Raw genomic sequence first — 18,188 nt, 5'->3', positions numbered from 1 at the left:
GACAATTTTCTGCTGAATGACGGATAAGCGTGCCTGTAACGCTGGGTTTCCGCGGTGTAACAATAAATTTACGATATTGGCCGGGCATTTCTCAGCCTCGCCAAGCTGTAAGGAATACCTGACAGATTGTCGCGCACGCTCTGCGACGGCCTCCCGAAGCTGTCGAGCGGTGTACAATGCGCCGCGTTTTACTGTGACCCCCTTGCGTAACCACGCAAATGGCCAAGACCTCAGGGTGACTCGCCCTGATCATTCCGCCTGGCCACGAGCCAGTCGGGTTCTATTTCGTCACAGATAAAAACAAACAGGTGACGCATGACCGTTAGAACGACGCTGTACTCCTGGTGCCTGCGCTGGGGTTTGAGCGGTGCTGCTTGAGTCGGTAATTCAAGCCAGCAACGTGCATTCAACATCATCAAACCTTGCGTGAGACCCTTTTCATGAGTGGACCCCATTCTTCTTCAGGCGAGCTGAAACGCGGCCTGAAAAATCGGCATATCCAGTTGATCGCCCTCGGTGGTGCCATCGGTACCGGCCTGTTCCTGGGCTCGGCCGGGGTGCTCAAATCCGCCGGCCCGTCGATGATCCTCGGCTATGCCATCTGCGGCTTTATCGCGTTCATGATCATGCGCCAGCTCGGCGAAATGATTGTCGAAGAGCCGGTCGCCGGTTCTTTCAGCCACTTTGCCCACAAGTACTGGGGCGGTTTCGCCGGCTTCCTGTCGGGCTGGAACTGTTGGATCCTATACATTCTGGTGGGCATGTCGGAGCTGACGGCTGTCGGTAAGTACGTGCATTACTGGTGGCCGGAGATCCCGACCTGGGTGTCGGCGGCAGCGTTTTTCGTGCTGATCAATTTGATCAACCTGGCCAACGTCAAAGTCTTCGGTGAGGCCGAGTTCTGGTTTGCCATCATCAAGGTGGTGGCCATCGTCGGCATGATCGCCCTGGGCAGTTACTTGCTGGTCAGCGGCAGCGGCGGCCCACAAGCCTCGGTGAGCAACCTGTGGGAACATGGCGGCTTCTTCCCCCATGGCGTCGGCGGGTTGGTGATGGCCATGGCGATTATCATGTTCTCCTTCGGCGGCCTGGAAATGCTCGGCTTCACCGCTGCAGAAGCCGACCAGCCACGCACCGTGATCCCCAAGGCCATCAACCAGGTGATCTACCGCATCCTGATCTTCTACATCGGCGCCCTGGTGGTGCTGTTGTCGCTGACGCCGTGGGACAGCCTGCTGGCGACCCTCAACGCGTCCGGCGATGCCTACAGCGGCAGCCCGTTCGTGCAGGTGTTCTCGATGCTGGGCAGCAACACCGCCGCGCATATCCTCAATTTCGTGGTGCTGACGGCGGCGCTGTCGGTGTACAACAGCGGCACCTACTGCAACAGCCGCATGCTGCTGGGCATGGCCGAGCAGGGCGATGCGCCCAAGGTGTTAGCGAAGATCGACAAGCGCGGCGTGCCAGTGCGTTCGATCCTCGCTTCGGCGGCGGTCACGCTGGTGGCAGTGTTGATGAACTACTTGATCCCGCAACACGCGTTGGAGCTGCTGATGTCCCTGGTGGTGGCCACGCTGGTGATCAACTGGGCGATGATCAGCTTCTCGCACTTCAAGTTCCGCCAGCACATGAACCGCACCGGCCAGGTGCCGCTGTTCAAGGCGTTGTGGTACCCGTATGGCAACTACGTCTGCCTGGCGTTCGTGGTGTTTATCCTGGTGATCATGCTGATGATTCCGGGGATCCAGGTGTCGGTGTACGCGATCCCGGTGTGGGTCGCGTTCATGGCGGTGTGTTACGGGATCAAGAACAAGCGCAGTGCTGAAGCCGCGTTGAGCGCAGCGAGTGCGACACTGAAGTAAACAGGCGCACGTCTAAAGAAAACCCCGCACCCTGTATTCCGCTGTCGGGAACTCAGGGCGCGGGGTTTTTGAATGTTGAAGTCGTCAACTTTTTGAAATCACACCGCTCATGTATTCGTTCAAGTCGCGCAAGTCCTTGACGTTCCAGGCATGCGGCGCGACCTTCACCCCATTCTCGCGCAGCGTTTTTGGGATCAGGTCTCCATTCGGGCGGAGTATGACCGAAGACACAATAACGCCCGGATAAGCCGCCAGCCGTTTTTTGAAGGCCGGGGTTGTAAGGTCAGGTGTGGGCGGGTTGCTTTTCTTGGCCAACGGCCCCGTTGCCTTGAGGTCTGGCCCGTGGCACATGGCGCATCGCTGTGAATAGAGGTTTTTGCCATTGGTATTGTCTGCAAGGGACAGTGGCGTTTGAATGAGTGATAAGGTGCCGAGCAAAATGATCAATAGTATTTTCATGTTCATGCGTCCTTGTTGTTGATGTTGTTGTCCGAGTTGGGCGTGTCCGTTGCCTAAGGTTTTTGATCGATGCTGGTGATATCCAATAATGTGCAGCTACCCGATGCCGAGATCGAGCTGACTGCCATCCGCGCCCAGGGCGCCGGTGGTCAGAACGTCAATAAGGTGTCGAGCGCGGTGCACCTGCGGTTTGATATTCCAGCATCGTCGTTGCCGGATTTCTATAAGGAGCGGTTGCTGGCGCTGCGTGACAGTCGGATCACCAGCGAAGGGGTGCTGGTGCTCAAGGCCCAGCAATATCGGACCCAGGAGCAGAACCGCGCCGATGCGCTGGAGCGCCTGGTGGAGTTGATCCTCAGCGCCACCAAGGTCGAGAAGAAGCGCCGCCCCACCAAGCCCACGCTGGGTTCGAAGAAGCGCCGCCTGGAATCCAAGACCAAGCGCGGCAGCATCAAGGCTGGGCGCGGCAAGGTCGATTTCTAGGCGCCGCGCGACTCACGGGCCTTGGGCGCTTGCCGGTACAGGTAGACACTCAGCAGCAACCCTCCCAGGGCGGCAAGGGCGGCGAACAGGAAGATCGAGGCGAAGCCGAAGCCTGCCGCCACGGCCCCGGCCAGCGGGCCGGTAATCCCCAGCGACAAGTCGATAAACAACGAGTAAGCCCCTACCGCCGAACCCCGGCTGGACGCGGGCACCAGGTTGACCGCCTCCACCCCGAGCGCCGGGAACACCAGGGAAAAGCCGAAGCCGCTCAACGCCGCCCCAGCCAGGGCCAGGTGGGCATCCGGCGCCAGCCACAGCAACAACAGGCCAAGGATCTCCACTGACAGGCAGGCGATCGCCACGCGAAAGCCGCCAATCCGGTTGATCAAATTGCCGAACAACAGGCGGGCGCCGATAAAGCTGGCACCAAACAGGCTCAAGGCCCACACCGCGTTATCCCAGTGCTGAGTGGTGTAGTACAGGGTGATAAAGGTGGCGATGGTGCCAAAGCCGATGGAGCCCAGGGCCAGCGCGCAACCGTGGGGCAGGACCCGACCCAGCACGTTCATGAACGGCAGGCGCACCCCGGCCACAATCGGCGCCGCTTCCTTGGGCCAGGCCAGGGCGACGCCGATGACCGCCAGCAGAATGATGCTGACCCCCATGCTCCACAACCCGAGATGACTGACCAGCAGCACCCCCAACGGTGCGCCGACCGCCAGCGCGCCGTAGCTGGCGATGCCGTTCCATGAGATCACCTTGGCGGTATTTGTCGCTCCCACACGGCCAATGCCCCAGCCGATGGCGCCCGAACCGACCAGGCTTTCAGCACTGCCCAAGACCAGGCGGCCGATCAGCAGGCTGCCCAGGCTCAAGGCCGGCAGGCTGGAAAACCAGGCTGCGAGCAACATGAACACGCCGCTCAGGCCGCAGCCCACCAGCCCGATCAATACCGCACGCTTGCTGCCCAGGTTGTCGATGATGCGCCCGGCGTAGGGGCGGCTCAGTAAGGTGGCCAGGTATTGCACGCTGATCACCAGCCCGGCGATCACCGCGCCATAGCCCAGTTCACTGTGGACATAGCCGGGCAATACGGCGAGGGGGATGCCGATGTTCAGGTAGCCGATGAAGGTGAACAACACGATGGAAACAACTTGCAGCGTGACCGCCATGGGGCGCTGGGTATCTGGCATGGGAGAGGTCCACTGTCGCAGCAGGTAAAGATAGGCTGCTAATGATACCGGGGCTTTGGTCCGCGCAGGGCGGTAAAACGCAAAAACCTCAGATCAAAAAGACCTCAGGCTCGAGCGGGGGCCAGCAATTGGGTGGTGACCAGGGCGGCCAGCGCATTTTCCTGGGTACCGAAGCGCTTGAGCAAAACGGCTTGTTTGTCCGCGCTGAGGCGGTTCCAGACGTCGACCATCTGCAAGGCCGTATCAAGCACGGCGGTGTCGCGGCTGTCGGGAGGGGTATCGGTCATGGTGGGGATCTCGGGCAATTCAGGCAGTGTGGAAAGCGCTCAAAGGTGCGCTTTCCACACGGTCTGGTACGGCGTCAGTCCTGGCTTTTGCTGTCGACTGGTTTTGCTTCTTTGGCCTCAGGCTGCTTCGCGCTGGCCTGCTGCGGGGTTGGCTGCTCAGTTTCGTGCAGGCTTGGGAAGGGGAGATTAGGTATCTCGTGCATCGTCGTCGCTCCTCGCAAGGTCTGTGGTTTTCAATCGCAGGTGATTCCGCGCTCTCAAAAAGCCTTGGCAGGATACAGCACTGTAAATGACAAAAAGACTTTTATATCGACGGATGTGCGAGCCTTGATTTTTTTACGCAAGTGACAAGAGGCCGCACGGCTAGAACGGCACCTTGCCGAGGATCATGTCGCGGTACATCACGAAATCCCCCAGCAGGCTGTAGAACGGGTGCTGGAAGGTCGCCGGCCGATTCTTTTCGAAGAAGAAGTGGCCCACCCAGGCGAAGCCATAGCCGGCGATGGGCACCGCCAGCAACAGGCCCAGGGAGCCCTTGCCCACCGCATACGCCAAAAAGCCAATCACCAGCGTGGTCCCGATGAAGTGCAGGCGCCGGCACGTGCTGTTGGCGTGCTCCGCCAGGTAATAGGGGTAGAACTCGGCAAAGCTGTTGAATCGCTTGATGTTTTGCACGACGGGCGGCCCTTTGATTGTTATGCCGCCCAACAGATGTTCGGCGAGGAGCTTATTTGAGTCTAGAGTGATCAGTGGTAACAGCCAGTGACAATAGATGCCACTTTAGTATCCTTGGCTTCCTGGCTGCTGGTTGAGCCTGCTTTTTTAAGAAGACGCCATGAGCGAACGAACAACTTCTGCAAGCTGGGCGATGGGGATAGTCAAGGCATTGGAAATGGACGGCCTGGATTGCCATGCCTTGTTCCAGCAACTGGGCCTGGACTACGCCGCCCTCAACGATCCCGATGCGCGTTTTCCGCAAGACTCCATGACGCGGCTCTGGCAGCGCGCGGTTGAGTTATCGGGCAACCCCGCGATCGGCCTGAACATGGGCAAGGTGGTGCGCCCGGCGTCGTTCCATGTGGCCGGCTATGCGCTGATGTCCAGTAACACCCTGGCCGAAGGTTTTATGCGCCTGGTGCGTTACCAGCGCATCATTGCCGAAAGTGCCGACCTGAGTTTCCGCCTGTTACCCGAAGGTTATGCGCTGATCCTCACGGTTCATGGCGATCACCTGCCACCGACCCGGCAAAGCGCCGAAGCGTCGCTGGCCTGTGCATTGGCATTGTGCGGCTGGCTGACCGGTCGCACCCTGCAACCGCGCAAGGTGCTGTTGCAAGGCGAGCAGCCCGCGAACCTGGCGCCCTACAGGCAAGCGTTCCATGCCCCACTGGAGTTCGACGCGCCCTACGACGCGTTGATCTTCGAGCGCGCCGACATGGACGCGCCGCTGCCCACCGCTAACGAGGCCATGGCACTGTTGCACGATCGGTTTGCCGGTGAATACCTGGCGCGCTTCTCGGAAAGCCGTGTGACCCACAAGGCTCGGCAGGTACTGTGCCGCCTGTTGCCCCAGGGTGAGCCCAAGCGCGAAGTGGTGGCCCAGACCCTGCACCTGTCCCAGCGCACCTTGCAACGGCGTTTGCAGGAGGAGGGCACCAGTTTCCAGACCTTGCTCGACGACACCCGTCGCGAACTGGCCGAGCAATACCTGGCGCAGCCGAGCATGACCCTGCTGGAAATTGCCTACCTGTTGGGGTTTGCTGACCCGAGCAACTTCTTTCGCGCGTTTCGCCGCTGGTTCGATAGCACGCCCGGCGAGTACCGGGCGCGTCTGTTGGAAACCTCGACGGTCAGTGACGCCAGAACGCAGGAATACACAGAACAAAGACTGTAATGATCTCCAGCCGGCCCAGTAACATGCCCAGCGACAAAATCCACTTGGCCGCATCCGGCAGGCTGGCGAAGTTGCCGGCCGGGCCGATGGTTTCTCCCAGGCCCGGGCCTACGCCGGACACGGTGCTGGCGGCGCCGGTCAGGGCGGTCATCCAATCCAGGCCCAGCAGCGACAAGGCCAGGGCGATCATGCAGATGGTGATCGCGAAGAAGAACGAGAACGTGAGGATCGAGCGTACGATTTCTTCGTCGAGGCGGTGGCCGTTGTACTTCTGCTTGATCACCGCGCGCGGGTGAATCAGTTGGTTCAAGTTGGCCTTGAGCAGGATATAGGCGACCTGGAAACGGAAGATCTTGATTCCGCCCGCCGTGGACCCCGAGCAGCCGCCGATAAAGCCCAGGTAGAAAAACAGCATCAGTGAGAAGTTGCCCCACAGGCTGTAGTCCCCCAGTGCAAAGCCCGTCGTCGTAACCACTGACGTCACGTTCAGCGCCACATGGCGCAGGGCATCCAGCCAATGCAGGTTGGTGGTCCACCAGTACCAGGTGCCGAGCACCAGCCAGGTCACCAACAACAAGGCGAGCAGCCCCTGCACCTGCTGATCCTTGATCAACGCCCGGCGGTTGCCGCGCAACGTGGCGACATACAGGGTGAACGGCAGGCTGCCGAGGATCATCACCACCACCGCCACCCAGTGCACGGCCGGCTGTTTCCAGTGGGCCAGGGACTCATCGGAGGTGGAAAAACCGCCGGTGGAAATCGCCGACATCGCATGGTTGATCGCATCGAACAAGCCCATCCCGGCCCACCAGAACGCCAGGCTGCCGAGGATGGTGATGCCTACGTATGCCGCCACGATCAGCCGCGCCACCATGTGCGAACGCGGCATGACCTTCTCCGAGCGGTCCGAGGATTCGGTCTGGAACAGGCGCATGCCACCGATGCGCAGCAGCGGCAGGATCGCCACCGCCATGCCGATAAAGCCGATACCGCCGAGCCAGTGCAGCAGCGAGCGCCATATCAGGATGCCCGGCGACATGCTGTCCAGCCCGCTCAGGACCGTGGAACCGGTGGCGGTGATACCGGACATGCTTTCGAAGAAGGAGTCGGTGTAGCTGATGTGTTGGGTCAGCAAAAAGGGCAGCGCGGCGAAGATGCACACCACCACCCAACTGCTGACGGTCAGCAGGTACATGTCTCGGGGCCGCAAGTGCACATGCTCCGGGCGCCCGGGGATTACCAGCACCAGGCCGGCGACAAAGGTGATCAGGCTGGCCCACAGGAACGAGGGCAGGTCTTGGGTGCGCTCGAACAGCACCAGGGTGGCCATGGGCACAACCATGGCGATCGCGAGGGTGATCAGGAAGATGCCGATGATGAAACCGATGATGCGTAGGGTCGGCAACGCCATGAAGTGAACTCGGGTGAAAGGAGAGAGGCGCCATTCTACCTGGGGTGCAGGGCATGTAAACCGGGCCGTCGAGACGATGCAGGTCAACTGTGGGAGGGGGCTTGCCCCCGATAGCGGCCTGTCAGTGAAGGAAGTACCTGCTGACCCACCGCCATCGTGGGCAAGCCCCTCACACATGGGGTCTGTGGTAGAAGAGATAGCGCAAAAAAAGGCGACCCGAAGGTCGCCTCATTCAACACGGCACGGATCAGAACTCGTGATCAGCGTTATCCGGGTTCAGGTCGCTGATGCCCAGCTTGCCTGCAGCGGCTTCGATCGAGCCGGTCTGCTTGACCAGCGCGGCGATGGCGTCACGCACGATCTGGTTGCCCGCGTCGTTACCGGCAGCGATCAACTGGTCGTAATGTTCACCCTTGTTGGCATGATCAACCATGACCTGGATCTTCGCTTCGGTCGCGGCCAGGTCGGCCTTCAGGGCGCTATCGGCCGCCGGATCGACCTTGGCCACCAGCGACGACAGGCTGGCGCCCGTCATCTTGGTGCCGTCGACTCGGGTGTATTCGCCCAGGTAGACGTTGCGGATGCCCTTGGCGTCATAGAAGTGCGAGTTGTGGGTGTTGTCGCTGAAGCAGTCCTGCTCGTCTTCCGGCGAGTTGGCCTCCAGGGAAACCTTCATGCGCTCGCCAGCCAGTTCGCCCAAGGACAGGCTGCCCATGCCGAACAGCATTTTGCGCAGGCCGTCGGTGGCAGGTTCTGCCTCCAGGGTGGCGCGGTAGTTGTCTTCGACGTTGGGTTTCCAGTTGCCGACCATTTCTTCCAGGTCGCTGACCAACAGTTGGGTCACGGCGCGCAGGTAAGTGCGGCGACGCTCGTTGTGGCCGCCCGTGGCGCCGTCGCCCGTCATGTAGTCCGATGCAGGGCGGTTGCCGGCACCTGGGCCGGTGCCGTTCAGGTCTTGGCCCCACAGCAGGAATTCGATGGCGTGGTAGCCGGTGGCGACGTTGGCTTCGGAACCGCCGAGCTCATTGAGGCTGGCGAGTTTTTCCGGGGTGATGTCCTTCACGTCGACCTTGTCTTCGCCCACCTGGATCTCGGTATTGGCAATGATGTTGGCGTTGGCGCCTGGGTTACCCAGGGCGTGTTCGTAGGATTTGTCGGTGTAGTCGATCAGGCCTTCGTCCAGGGGCCAGGCGTTCACTTGGCCTTCCCAGTCGTCGATGATGGTATTGCCGAAGCGGAACACTTCGCTCTGCAGGTACGGTACGCGTGCAGCGACCCAGGCGGCACGGGCGGCTTTCAGGGTCTGGTCGTTCGGATTGGCGAGGAAGGTGTCGATCGCGGTCTGCAGGGTTTTCGCGGTGGATTCGGCGTCGCTGTAGACCGCGAATACCATGTCGGCGTAATGCGCGACCACAGCCTTGGCGGCTGCTTCGTCGACCTGGCCGGCAGGGGTGGCAGCCGCTGGAGCGGTAGTGCTGGCAGCCGGGGTCGGCGCCTGGGGCGCAGCGGCTTTGTCTTTACCTTCGCCGCAACCGGCGAGAGAAATGGCAATGGCCAGCAGACTGGCGGTGGCCAGGGGCATACGAATCATGGCGAACATCCTGCTTCGGTTGTTAATAGGGCGCGCGGGGCCGCGCAAAACTGCAACATAATGCGAAAGATTTGCATTTTGTGTAAAGGCTTAAACGAGGGAAATATTCAGTATTGTTTTATCGGCTCAAAGAATGGCTGCGTTATTGCGCTCGGACTGCTTCAAATAAGCTGCCAATTCCCGCGCTGGCAGCGGTTTGCTGTAGTGATAGCCCTGACCCTCATGGCAGCCTTCGGAGATGATATAGGCCTCTTGCTCCGCGGTTTCCACGCCCTCGGCGATCACCTGCATGCCCAGGCTTTTGCCCAACTGGATGATGGCGCGCACGATGGTTGCATCGTCATCGTCGTCCAGCAGGTCCTGAACGAAGCTCTTGTCGATCTTGATCTTGTCCAGGGGCAGGCTTTTCAGGTAGCTCAAGGATGAATAACCGGTCCCGAAGTCATCGATGGCGATCAGCGCACCGGAACGGCGCAGGCTCAGCAGGTGCTGGGCGGCGGTGCTGATGTCTTCCATCAAGCCGGTCTCGGTCACTTCCAGTTCCAGGCTGCGGGGCGGCAAGCGGTAGATCTGCATGAGGTTATTGACCACTCGCGGCAGCTCGGCGTGGTGCAACTGCACGGTGGACAAGTTGACCGCCATGCGCAGGCCGGTGAAGCCCTGGTCATGCCATTCGCGCAGTTGCCGGCAGGCCTGGTCGAGCACCCATTCGCCAATGGGGATGATGGTGCCGTTCTGTTCCGCCAGCGGGATAAACAAGTCTGGCGGTACCAGGCCATGCTCCGGGTGCTGCCAGCGGATCAATGCCTCGACGCCGACCACACGGTGGTCGCGATAGCTGATCTGCGGCTGGTACACCAGGTGGAACTGGTCGCGGCTCAGGGCGTCGCGCAGGTCTTTTTCCAGTTCGCGGCGACGGCGCATTTCGCTGTCGACGCTGGCGATATAGAACTGGTACCGGTTGCGCGAGCGGCTCTTGGCCAAGGTCATGGTTTGTTCGGCTTTTTGCAGCAGCTTTTCGGTGCTGTCGCCGTCTTCCGGGAACAACGTGATGCCAATGGTGGCGCGCAGGCGGATCAGCTCATGGTCGAGGGCGAATTCCGCTTCCAGGTCATCGAGGATGCTTTGCGCCAGTTCAGCGGCTTCGTACGGCTGGTCGATATCGGCCTGCACCAGGGCAAACTGGTCGCCGCCGAGGCGGGCAAGCGCACCGAGGCGGCCACTGTGGGCGCGCAGGCGGTCGGCCAGGGCGAGCAATAATTTGTCGCCGGCCTGGTAGGTGAACTGCTCGTTGACGCTTTTAAAGTCGTCCAGGCCCACGCACAACACGGCCACGCGGCGCTGCCGGCGGCCGGCGTCGATCAGGATCTTGTCCAGTTGCTCCTGCAGTTTCTGGCGGTTCGGCAGGCCGGTGAGAAAGTCGTATTGGGCCATGCGCAGCAGGCTGGATTCAGCTTCGTGGCGCAGGTGGGTATTGCGTTCGATGGATTCGAGCAACTGATTGGCGGTGTTGATCCACAGCCCCAGTTCGTTGCGTTCGTGGCCCTTGAGCTGAGGGATCTTGTGTTCGCTGGGCCGGTCGGGGTTGATCGACGTCAGGTGCTCGATAATCCGCGACAACGGTTTGGTCAGCAGCCAGTGGTACACCAGGTACAGCACCAGGCCCATGGCCAGGGCGCGCAGCACACCGGAAATGAAGATGATCACCGAATTGACAATAAACCCCTGGCCATAGGTGGCTGTGTCGAGGGTGATGCTCAGGTCGCCGTAATATTCGCTGTAGGGGCCTTTGCCGACCAGGGCGGTGGTGAATGTGCGTTCCTGGCCGAGGATCAAGTCGGTCAGCCAGCGGCTGGGGGACTGCTGCATGGCGCGGCTTTTTTCCGCGAGCATGGTTTCGTTGGGATGGCCGATGGAGGCCATGCGCACCGCGTCGTCCTGAAACAGCCCCTCGATCACCTGCATGCCCATCTCGCGGTCCAGGCTATAGACGGCCTGGGTCGAGGGGTCGCGAAACATATCGAGGATGCGCTGGGCATCACTGGCCACGGCCTGGCGTGTCTTGTAGGCATCGAAGACGATCTGCGCGACGCTCAGCGCCACACCCACGATCAATGCCGACAGCAGCACAACCCGTAACAACTTCACCGACAAGCTGTTTTTGAGTTCCAGCTTCAAAGGGTCATTCCTTGTTCCATGCGGGTGGCCTTCAATATGCCATGAGTATTGGCAATCTGGTGAGGGCAGTCAAAGGGACATTAAGAGCAAGAGCCCAATCGACGTTTTGGCTGGATAAACGCGAGAGATGGCAGGTTATCTCATGGCTTGTCTGAAGTGGGCGAGGAGAGGGGCGGGCGCTGCAAGCCCCACTGGGAAAAAAGCGGAGGAGCTGCGCCTTTATTATTCGCAGAGTGTCTTAAAAACTAATCGGACCCTGTGGCTGTTGCTCTTCGCCGCCGATCTTCGCGCCGTCGCCGGCTGTGTCCATTGCTTTATTGGCCATGTCCATTGCGTCTTTTGCCAGATCCATCCCCGTCCCCAGAAGGCCCATTATCATTGAGATTGCACCTGCTCCCGATATCGGATCCATCGTCATTCCTCACACTTGATTAAGAGGTTCATTCCTCCTATCGCTTGTGTGGCGAATGCTGTTGTTGGGTTCCCGTGCTTATGGCCTGTCTATCCTGCGCCCGTAAAAATCTATGGTCCCCCCCATTTTTGCAATACTGATTAACGGGCGATGTGGTTGGCTTGCTTAAATCTATCCGGCGTCTGTTTGGGGCTTGCCCCAGCGCCACGATGAGAGTCGCGCCTGACGATCCTTAAAAGCCCGTCGGCTTCTGAAGCCGATTTTTATGTCAGGATCTTCGCCAGGCCGGTAGGCCGTTCACGTCATCCGTTGTTCAGCTATCGCAAAACCTGAAGGGTGAATTGTGGTACTGCAACAACCGCAGGGTCAGGCGTTCAAGGCGTCTGGCCCTGCTTCATATTGCGCATGGTGAGCCGCTATCGCCCAAGCGATACGCGCCAGTTTGTTGGCCAGGGCACAGGCCACCACATTCGAGTGTCGTCGGCGCAGCAGCGCTCGCACCCAGTCGGCCAAAGCCCCCTTCTGATGATCCAGCCTCTGCATGTAAACCCTGGAGCATTGCACCAGCAGTTGCCGCAGGTGCTTGTCACCCCGCTTGCTGATCCCCAACAAATTGGCTTTGCCGCCCGTGCTGTACTGTCGCGGCACCAAGCCCACTGAAGCCGCAAAATCGCGACTGCATCGGTATTGCTTGCCATCGCCCATTTCTACAGCCAGAAGGCTGGCGGTGATCGGACCGACACACGGCATGCTAAGCAAACGGCTCCCCAGATCATCGTCGGCCAGCTGGCAAGCCAGTTGTTTGTCCAGTTCCTTGATCTGTTCATCCAGGTAAACGAAGTGATCGTGCAGGCGTTGCAACAGCACTGTCAGCCGCACAGGCAGCTCATGCTCGGCCAAAACAGCTGCCAAACGCTTCATGATGGCTGAGCCTTTGGGCAGGCTGATGCCAAATTCCAGCAGGAAACCGTGCATCTGATTGGCTGTCTTGGTGCGGTCATGCACCAACGACTCGCGCATGCGATGCAGGACAGACAGGGTTTGCTGAGACTCGGTTTTAGGCGTAACGAAGCGCATGGACGGACGGGAAGCCGCCTCGCAAATGGCCTCTGCGTCGATAAAGTCATTTTTGTTGCCCTTGACGAAAGGGCGGACAAACTGCGGTGAAATCAACTTGGTCGTATGCCCCATCGCCGCAAGCTGACGGGCGATGAAGTGAGAGCCGGCACAGGCTTCCGTTACCACGACGCAGCTCGGCAAGTTGCCGAAGAACCGCATCATCTGCGCTCGCGAGAGCTTTTTGCGAAACACCTCGCGGCCCGATTTGTCTTGGCCCAGAAGGTGGAAATTATGTTTGCCGAGATCGATCCCGATCAGTGCTGACTCGCTCATGATGATGGCCTCCAAAAACAAAACACCCTGCGAAAGCGTAGCCCTCGCAGGGTGTGGGGGGGACCATCTCATTAGCCCGGCAATTGCCGGGCTCTTTCTACTGCAAGGGTTGCTTAGGCAGTGAAGGTCTTGCCTTCGAACTGCTCAGCCACGAACTTCCAGTTGACCAGGTTCCAGAACGCTTCCACATACTTTGGACGGGCGTTGCGGTAGTCGATGTAGTAAGCGTGTTCCCAGACGTCGCAGGTCAGCAGCGGGGTGTCGCCGCTGGTCAGCGGGTTGCCGGCGCCGATGGTGCTGGCCAGGGCCAGGGAACCGTCAGCCTTTTTCACCAGCCAGCCCCAACCGGAACCGAAGGTGCCGACGGACGTCTTGGTGAACTCTTCCTTGAACTTGTCGAACGAACCGAACGAAGCGTTGATCGCTTCAGCCAGTGCGCCGGTCGGTTGGCCACCGGCGTTTGGCGCCAGGCAGTTCCAGTAAAAGGTGTGGTTCCAGACCTGAGCGGCGTTGTTGAAGATACCGCCCGAAGAGGATTTGACGATCTCTTCCAGGGTCTTGCCTTCGAACTCGGTGCCAGGCACCAGGTTGTTCAGGTTCACGACATAGGTGTTGTGGTGCTTGTCGTGGTGATATTCCAAGGTTTCCTTGGAGATGTGCGGCTGCAGGGCATCGTGTGCGTAGGGCAGCGGCGGCAATTCGAAAGCCATGATGATTCTCCTAATCAGGTCAGTTGCGGTGAGCGCAAGGCCGATCACGGGCGGCCAAACAAGCGCCGGGGAGTTTGTACTCTTTGCGGCGCAGGGTCCGGATCATAGCACCGGGGGTACGGCAAAACCACGCAACAACTGTGTGGGATAGAGGTTCCAGAGCGTTTTGGAATATTCGTCATGCAGCAATCAATTGATAAGCGACGCTGAACATCATCGCGGCCACCAGCAGGTCCAGCAGGCGCCATGTTGCCGGGCGTGCCAGCCAGGGTGCCAACCAGGCCGCGCCGAGCGCCAGCGTGGCGAACCACAGGAACGAAGCGCTGGCTGCGCCGGCGACGTAGGCGCCGGGTTCGGTCTGCTGCGCGCCGAGCGAGCCAATCAGCAACACCGTGTCCAGGTATACATGGGGATTGAGCAGCGTCACCGCCAGGGCACTGAGCATGACCGCGCGTAATGAACGCACCTTGAGGTTGCCGCCTTGCTCCAGGCTTTGTCTGGAAAACGCCCGGCGCAACGCCAGGGTGCCGTACCACAGCAGGAACGCCGCCCCGCCCCAGCGGGCAATTGCCAGCAACAGCGGGTTCTGCGCCAACACCGTCGCCAGGCCGAAAACCCCGGCGGCGACCAGAATCGCGTCGCACACCACACACAATGCCGCCACTGGCAGGTGATGTTCACGGCGCAGGCTCTGCGCCAATACAAATGCGTTTTGCGTGCCGATCGCCATGATCAGGCCCAGGGCCACCAACAGGCCATTCAGATAGCTTTGCCACATAGGGTTTACTCCGCGTTCGCCGCCAAATGCCGTAGTACGTCCATGGCGCGTTCGGCATCCGCATGGCCGACAAACAGGTGATCGTGGTAATACCCGGCAATCACGTTGCAACTGATGCCGGCCTTGCCCAACGCGCCGGCGAAGGCGGCGGTCAGGCCCACCGCCTCCAGGGCCGAATGCACATTCAAGGTGATCCAGGCCGCCACATAGTCGAAGGGCAGCCCGGCCAGTTCGGCTTGCTGGCGTTCCAGGATCAGCGTCAGGCCTTGCGGTTCGCGAAAGCTGCCAATCACCTCGCAACCCGCAGGGATACGGTGGTCGGGCAGGGTGCAGAACACATACTCACCCGTGTTCAACTGCGGGCTCATGCTGCGCAGCAGGGTCGCCAGAGCGGTTTCGCCAGCCATGTGAGGTTCCTTTTAAAGAGAGAAGCAATGCTGGCTATTCTCATGGGACGAGCTGTATAAGAAAAACCAATATTGCTGATCGCTCATTAGAGAAACTGATGTTCGACTATAAATTGCTCTCCGCCCTGGCGGCGGTGGTGGAACAGGCCGGGTTCGAACGCGGCGCACAGGTGCTGGGGCTGTCGCAGTCGGCAATCTCTCAGCGCATCAAATTGCTGGAAGCGCGGGTCGGCCAGCCGGTGCTGGTGCGGGTTACGCCGCCGACACCCACCGATATCGGCCGACGCCTGCTCAACCATGTGCAGCAGGTGCGGTTGCTGGAGCGTGACCTGCAAAGCCAGGTGCCGGCACTGGACGAAGAGGGCATGCCCGAGCGCCTGCGTATCGCCCTGAATGCCGACAGCCTCGCCACTTGGTGGGCCGAGGCCGTCAGCGAGTTTTGCGCCGAGCAGCATTTGTTGTTGGACCTGGTGGTGGAAGACCAGACCGTTGGCCTCAAACGCATGCGCGCCGGCGAAGTGGCGGCTTGCATTTGTGCCAGCGAACGCCCGGTGTCCGGTGCACGCAGCCTGTTGCTGGGGGCCATGCGCTATCGGGCGTTGGCCAGCCCGGCCTTTATTGCCCGGCATTTCCCGGCAGGCGTGCGTGCCGATGAACTGGCGCGCACGCCCGCCTTGGTGTTCGGCCCTGATGACTTCCTGCAACACCGTTACCTGGCCTCCCTTGGGGTAGAAGGCGGTTTTGAACATCATTTATGCCCATCATCCGAAGGCTTCATTCGCTTGACTGAAGCCGGGCTCGGCTGGGGCCTGGTGCCGGAGTTGCAGGTGCGCGACCAGTTGCAAAAGGGCGTGTTGCTCGAGTTATTGCCAGATAAGCCCATCGATGTACCGTTGTACTGGCATCATTGGCGCAGTGGCGGGCAACTGCTGGGCTTATTGACCGACCATCTGGCTCAGGCCTGTGGTCAATGGTTGGTGCCGTTGGAGTGATGGCAGGCGTCAAGGCAGCAGCGATGAAAAACGAAAGAACACGGGGTAATACATGAAAATTCTGGTCACCGGCGCAAGCGGCTTCATCGGCGGGCGCTTTGCGCGTTTCGCCCTGGAGCAGGGCCTGGACGTGCGGGTCAACGGGCGGCGCGCCGAAGGTGTGGAACACCTGGTACGGCGCGGCGCCGAGTTTATCCAGGGTGATTTGAATGACGCCGACCTGGTGCGCGACCTGTGCCGCGATGTCGAAGCCGTGGTGCATTGCGCCGGCGCTGTCGGGTTGTGGGGGCGTTATCAGGATTTCCATCAAGGCAATGTGCTGGTGACCGAGAACGTGGTCGAAGCCTGCCTCAAGCAACGGGTCAGGCGCCTGGTGCACCTGTCGTCGCCGTCGATCTACTTCGACGGGCGCGATCACCTCGGGCTGACCGAAGAGCAGGTGCCCAAGCGTTTCAAGCATCCCTACGCCGCCACCAAGTACCTCGCCGAGCAGAAGGTGTTCGGCGCCCAGGAGTTCGGCCTCGAAGTGCTGGCCCTGCGCCCGCGTTTTGTCACCGGCGCCGGCGACATGAGCATCTTCCCGCGCCTGCTGAGAATGCAGCGCAAGAACCGCCTGGCCATCGTCGGCGACGGCCTGAACAAGGTCGATTTCACCAGCGTGCACAACCTCAACGAAGCGCTGCTCAGCGGCTTGCTCGCCACCGGTTCGGCGCTGGGCAAGGCCTATAACATCAGCAACGGTACGCCGGTGCCGGTGTGGGATGTGGTGAACTACGTGATGCGCCAGATGGGGATGCCTCAGGTTACCCGTTACCGGTCGTATGGCTTGTCCTACAGCGTAGCGGCGTTGAACGAGGCGTTTTGTGCGATGTGGCCCGGGCGCCCCGAGCCGGCGTTGTCTCGCCTGGGCATGCAGGTGATGAACAAAAATTTCACCCTCGACATCAGCCGGGCCAGGCATTATCTGGACTACGAGCCCAAGGTCAGCCTGTGGGCGGCCCTCGACGAGTTCTGCAGTTGGTGGAAAGCCCAGGACCCTGGCTTGAAGTAAGCTCATAACCAGCAACACATCGGGAACCGAATTCCGGGTTCCGGGTCGATCAGTGCAGCGGGACTGCGGTTTATACTCCCGTCGCTCGGCGTTCCAGGTAGCTCCCTCACCGATTCAAGGTTGATTCATGCGTAACGATGCTAATGACGATTTTGACAATGTTCCCAGCCTGCGGGCCGACATCGGGGATGACGATGATTTCGTGCCGACTCCCGCCACGTCCGTGCGCTCGCGCAGTACCCCCGTGGTCAAGGTCAAGAGCGCCAGCACCGGGCCATTGTGGGCGCTGGTCGGTGCGCTGCTGATCGCCTTTGCCGGCCTGGCCTGGTGGAGCTTCCAGCAGATTTCCCTGATGGGCCAGCAATTGGTCGCCACCCAGGAAAGCTTTGCGCGCATCAGTGAAGAAGCGGCGGGGCGCCTGCAGGATATTTCCGGCAAGGTGGTGGCCAGCGAGGCCAGCGTGAACAACGGCAGCGAAGCGCTGAAACTGCAGATCAAGCAGTTGGAAACCCAGTTGCTGGAGCAGAGCAAGCAGCAAGTGGGCGTGGCCGGCCAGGCCACCGAGTTGGACAAGCGCCTGGCGCAAATGACCGCCAGCACCACCGACCTGTCGACCGCCAACGCCAAGCTGCAAGGCCAGGTGCAGGCCCTGACCGATGCCGTGGCGACCCTCAAAGCGGCGCAGGTCGATGCCGGCAAGCGTGATACCGAGATCAGGGAGCTGGCCGCCGACGTGGCGGCCTTGAAGAAACAGGGCAACCCAAGCGCCGCCGTCGCCCGGCTGGAACAGGACGTCATGGTCCTCAAGAGCGCCCAGGACAACCAGTCAGCCAATAGCGATGCGCCGACCAACAAAGAGTTCGACGTGTTCCGCATCCAGACCACCCGCAATATCACGACCTTACAGAGCCAGGTGCAAAACCTGAATCAGCGCCTCAATGCGCCGGCGGCTGTCACGCCACTCATCCAGTAACACTCGCTCCTGAGTGTGCCTGTGGCGAGGGCTTGCGTGTGGCGAGCGGGCTTGCCCTAATGCCGTTCAGTTAAGGCTTTTTTGTAGGAACGAGCTTGCTCGCGAAAAGCTCACA

Annotated in this window: 18 protein-coding genes; 6 read left to right on the top strand and 12 right to left on the bottom strand. The window is 60.5% G+C overall.

Annotated elements, in window-relative coordinates; translation table 11 throughout:
* The first annotated feature begins 440 nt into the window (after positions 1-440).
* A complete protein-coding gene (locus tag P2T68_RS29215; RefSeq protein WP_102623785.1) occupies positions 441-1,862 on the top strand; it encodes an amino acid permease in 1,422 nt (473 codons plus the stop codon).
* 84 nt (positions 1,863-1,946) lie between these two features.
* Here P2T68_RS29215 and P2T68_RS29210 read toward each other — a convergent pair whose 3' ends face one another.
* Positions 1,947-2,321, bottom strand: a complete 375-nt coding sequence (locus tag P2T68_RS29210; RefSeq protein WP_024077109.1) for a cytochrome c — start codon at positions 2,319-2,321, stop codon at positions 1,947-1,949.
* A 69-nt stretch (positions 2,322-2,390) separates the two neighbouring features.
* On the opposite strand from P2T68_RS29210, the gene arfB reads away from it, so the two are divergent.
* On the top strand, positions 2,391-2,804 hold the full coding sequence (gene arfB / locus P2T68_RS29205) for an alternative ribosome rescue aminoacyl-tRNA hydrolase ArfB (protein ID WP_024077108.1): 414 nt from the start codon (positions 2,391-2,393) through the stop codon (positions 2,802-2,804).
* On the opposite strand, the gene P2T68_RS29200 is transcribed toward arfB, so the two are convergent.
* The 3 genes from P2T68_RS29200 to P2T68_RS29190 form a co-directional block, all read right to left on the bottom strand.
* The gene (locus P2T68_RS29200; protein WP_024077107.1) at positions 2,801-3,997 is read right to left on the bottom strand and encodes an MFS transporter; all 1,197 of its coding nucleotides are present in this window, start codon (positions 3,995-3,997) and stop codon (positions 2,801-2,803) included. The genes arfB and P2T68_RS29200 overlap by 4 nt on opposite strands.
* 104 nt (positions 3,998-4,101) lie before the next feature.
* On the bottom strand, positions 4,102-4,284 hold the full coding sequence (locus P2T68_RS29195; RefSeq protein ID WP_024077106.1) for a hypothetical protein: 183 nt from the start codon (positions 4,282-4,284) through the stop codon (positions 4,102-4,104).
* Positions 4,285-4,647: 363 nt separating this feature from the next.
* A complete protein-coding gene (locus P2T68_RS29190; protein ID WP_024077104.1) occupies positions 4,648-4,959 on the bottom strand; it encodes a DUF962 domain-containing protein in 312 nt (103 codons plus the stop codon).
* Between the two features lie 160 nt (positions 4,960-5,119).
* Between P2T68_RS29190 and P2T68_RS29185 the strand changes: the two genes are divergently transcribed.
* Positions 5,120-6,178, top strand: a complete 1,059-nt coding sequence (locus P2T68_RS29185) for an AraC family transcriptional regulator (RefSeq protein ID WP_024077103.1) — start codon at positions 5,120-5,122, stop codon at positions 6,176-6,178.
* On the opposite strand, the gene P2T68_RS29180 is transcribed toward P2T68_RS29185, so the two are convergent.
* From P2T68_RS29180 to P2T68_RS29145, 8 genes are all read right to left on the bottom strand, one after another.
* Entirely contained in the window at positions 6,135-7,589 is a 1,455-nt protein-coding gene (locus tag P2T68_RS29180; RefSeq protein WP_024077102.1) for a TrkH family potassium uptake protein, read from the bottom strand. The genes P2T68_RS29185 and P2T68_RS29180 overlap by 44 nt on opposite strands.
* 247 nt (positions 7,590-7,836) lie before the next feature.
* Positions 7,837-9,180 (bottom strand): imelysin family protein, encoded by a 1,344-nt coding sequence (locus tag P2T68_RS29175; RefSeq protein ID WP_024077101.1) that lies wholly within the window; start codon positions 9,178-9,180, stop codon positions 7,837-7,839.
* Between the two features lie 126 nt (positions 9,181-9,306).
* Positions 9,307-11,358 carry a bifunctional diguanylate cyclase/phosphodiesterase gene (locus tag P2T68_RS29170; RefSeq protein WP_024077100.1) on the bottom strand — a complete coding sequence of 684 codons (2,052 nt, stop codon included), beginning with the start codon at positions 11,356-11,358 and terminating at the stop codon, positions 9,307-9,309.
* Positions 11,359-11,596: 238 nt separating this feature from the next.
* Positions 11,597-11,770, bottom strand: a complete 174-nt coding sequence (locus P2T68_RS29165; RefSeq protein WP_158244156.1) for a hypothetical protein — start codon at positions 11,768-11,770, stop codon at positions 11,597-11,599.
* Positions 11,771-12,136: 366 nt separating this feature from the next.
* On the bottom strand, positions 12,137-13,162 hold the full coding sequence (locus P2T68_RS29160; RefSeq protein ID WP_024074122.1) for an IS110 family transposase: 1,026 nt from the start codon (positions 13,160-13,162) through the stop codon (positions 12,137-12,139).
* Positions 13,163-13,275: 113 nt separating this feature from the next.
* Positions 13,276-13,872, bottom strand: coding sequence for a superoxide dismutase [Fe] (gene sodB / locus P2T68_RS29155; protein ID WP_024077098.1), 597 nt, complete (start codon positions 13,870-13,872; stop codon positions 13,276-13,278).
* Between the two features lie 178 nt (positions 13,873-14,050).
* Entirely contained in the window at positions 14,051-14,650 is a 600-nt protein-coding gene (locus P2T68_RS29150) for a LysE/ArgO family amino acid transporter (RefSeq protein ID WP_069076944.1), read from the bottom strand.
* 5 nt (positions 14,651-14,655) lie between these two features.
* A complete protein-coding gene (locus tag P2T68_RS29145; RefSeq protein ID WP_024077096.1) occupies positions 14,656-15,057 on the bottom strand; it encodes an ACT domain-containing protein in 402 nt (133 codons plus the stop codon).
* Between the two features lie 98 nt (positions 15,058-15,155).
* On the opposite strand from P2T68_RS29145, the gene P2T68_RS29140 reads away from it, so the two are divergent.
* From P2T68_RS29140 to P2T68_RS29130, 3 genes are all read left to right on the top strand, one after another.
* A complete protein-coding gene (locus tag P2T68_RS29140) occupies positions 15,156-16,049 on the top strand; it encodes a LysR family transcriptional regulator ArgP (protein WP_277378652.1) in 894 nt (297 codons plus the stop codon).
* A gap of 52 nt (positions 16,050-16,101) precedes the next feature.
* Positions 16,102-17,100 (top strand): NAD(P)-dependent oxidoreductase, encoded by a 999-nt coding sequence (locus tag P2T68_RS29135; protein WP_069076945.1) that lies wholly within the window; start codon positions 16,102-16,104, stop codon positions 17,098-17,100.
* A 127-nt stretch (positions 17,101-17,227) separates the two neighbouring features.
* On the top strand, positions 17,228-18,073 hold the full coding sequence (locus P2T68_RS29130; protein WP_069076946.1) for an ATPase: 846 nt from the start codon (positions 17,228-17,230) through the stop codon (positions 18,071-18,073).
* Positions 18,074-18,188: the final 115 nt, after the last annotated feature.

It is taken from the genome of Pseudomonas sp. G11 (genome assembly GCF_029457515.1).
GTDB lineage: Bacteria > Pseudomonadota > Gammaproteobacteria > Pseudomonadales > Pseudomonadaceae > Aquipseudomonas > Aquipseudomonas gorinensis.
The sequence above is the reverse complement of the archived record's forward strand: the minus strand, read 5'-3'. Positions and strand labels throughout refer to the sequence as shown.

Excerpts from the sequence above, each read along its gene's own strand:
- sodB (WP_024077098.1), bottom strand. The coding sequence starts at position 13,872 with ATGGCTTTCGAATTGCCGCCGCTGCCCTACGCACACGATGCCCTGCAG.
- P2T68_RS29145 (WP_024077096.1), bottom strand. The coding sequence starts at position 15,057 with ATGGCTGGCGAAACCGCTCTGGCGACCCTGCTGCGCAGCATGAGCCCG.
- P2T68_RS29200 (WP_024077107.1), bottom strand. The coding sequence starts at position 3,997 with ATGCCAGATACCCAGCGCCCCATGGCGGTCACGCTGCAAGTTGTTTCC.
- P2T68_RS29130 (WP_069076946.1), top strand. The coding sequence starts at position 17,228 with ATGCGTAACGATGCTAATGACGATTTTGACAATGTTCCCAGCCTGCGG.
- P2T68_RS29165 (WP_158244156.1), bottom strand. The coding sequence starts at position 11,770 with ATGGATCCGATATCGGGAGCAGGTGCAATCTCAATGATAATGGGCCTT.
- P2T68_RS29150 (WP_069076944.1), bottom strand. The coding sequence starts at position 14,650 with ATGTGGCAAAGCTATCTGAATGGCCTGTTGGTGGCCCTGGGCCTGATC.
- P2T68_RS29210 (WP_024077109.1), bottom strand. The coding sequence starts at position 2,321 with ATGAAAATACTATTGATCATTTTGCTCGGCACCTTATCACTCATTCAA.
- P2T68_RS29215 (WP_102623785.1), top strand. The coding sequence starts at position 441 with ATGAGTGGACCCCATTCTTCTTCAGGCGAGCTGAAACGCGGCCTGAAA.
- P2T68_RS29185 (WP_024077103.1), top strand. The coding sequence starts at position 5,120 with ATGAGCGAACGAACAACTTCTGCAAGCTGGGCGATGGGGATAGTCAAG.
- arfB (WP_024077108.1), top strand. The coding sequence starts at position 2,391 with ATGCTGGTGATATCCAATAATGTGCAGCTACCCGATGCCGAGATCGAG.
- P2T68_RS29160 (WP_024074122.1), bottom strand. The coding sequence starts at position 13,162 with ATGAGCGAGTCAGCACTGATCGGGATCGATCTCGGCAAACATAATTTC.
- P2T68_RS29175 (WP_024077101.1), bottom strand. The coding sequence starts at position 9,180 with ATGATTCGTATGCCCCTGGCCACCGCCAGTCTGCTGGCCATTGCCATT.
- P2T68_RS29140 (WP_277378652.1), top strand. The coding sequence starts at position 15,156 with ATGTTCGACTATAAATTGCTCTCCGCCCTGGCGGCGGTGGTGGAACAG.
- P2T68_RS29180 (WP_024077102.1), bottom strand. The coding sequence starts at position 7,589 with ATGGCGTTGCCGACCCTACGCATCATCGGTTTCATCATCGGCATCTTC.
- P2T68_RS29195 (WP_024077106.1), bottom strand. The coding sequence starts at position 4,284 with ATGACCGATACCCCTCCCGACAGCCGCGACACCGCCGTGCTTGATACG.
- P2T68_RS29135 (WP_069076945.1), top strand. The coding sequence starts at position 16,102 with ATGAAAATTCTGGTCACCGGCGCAAGCGGCTTCATCGGCGGGCGCTTT.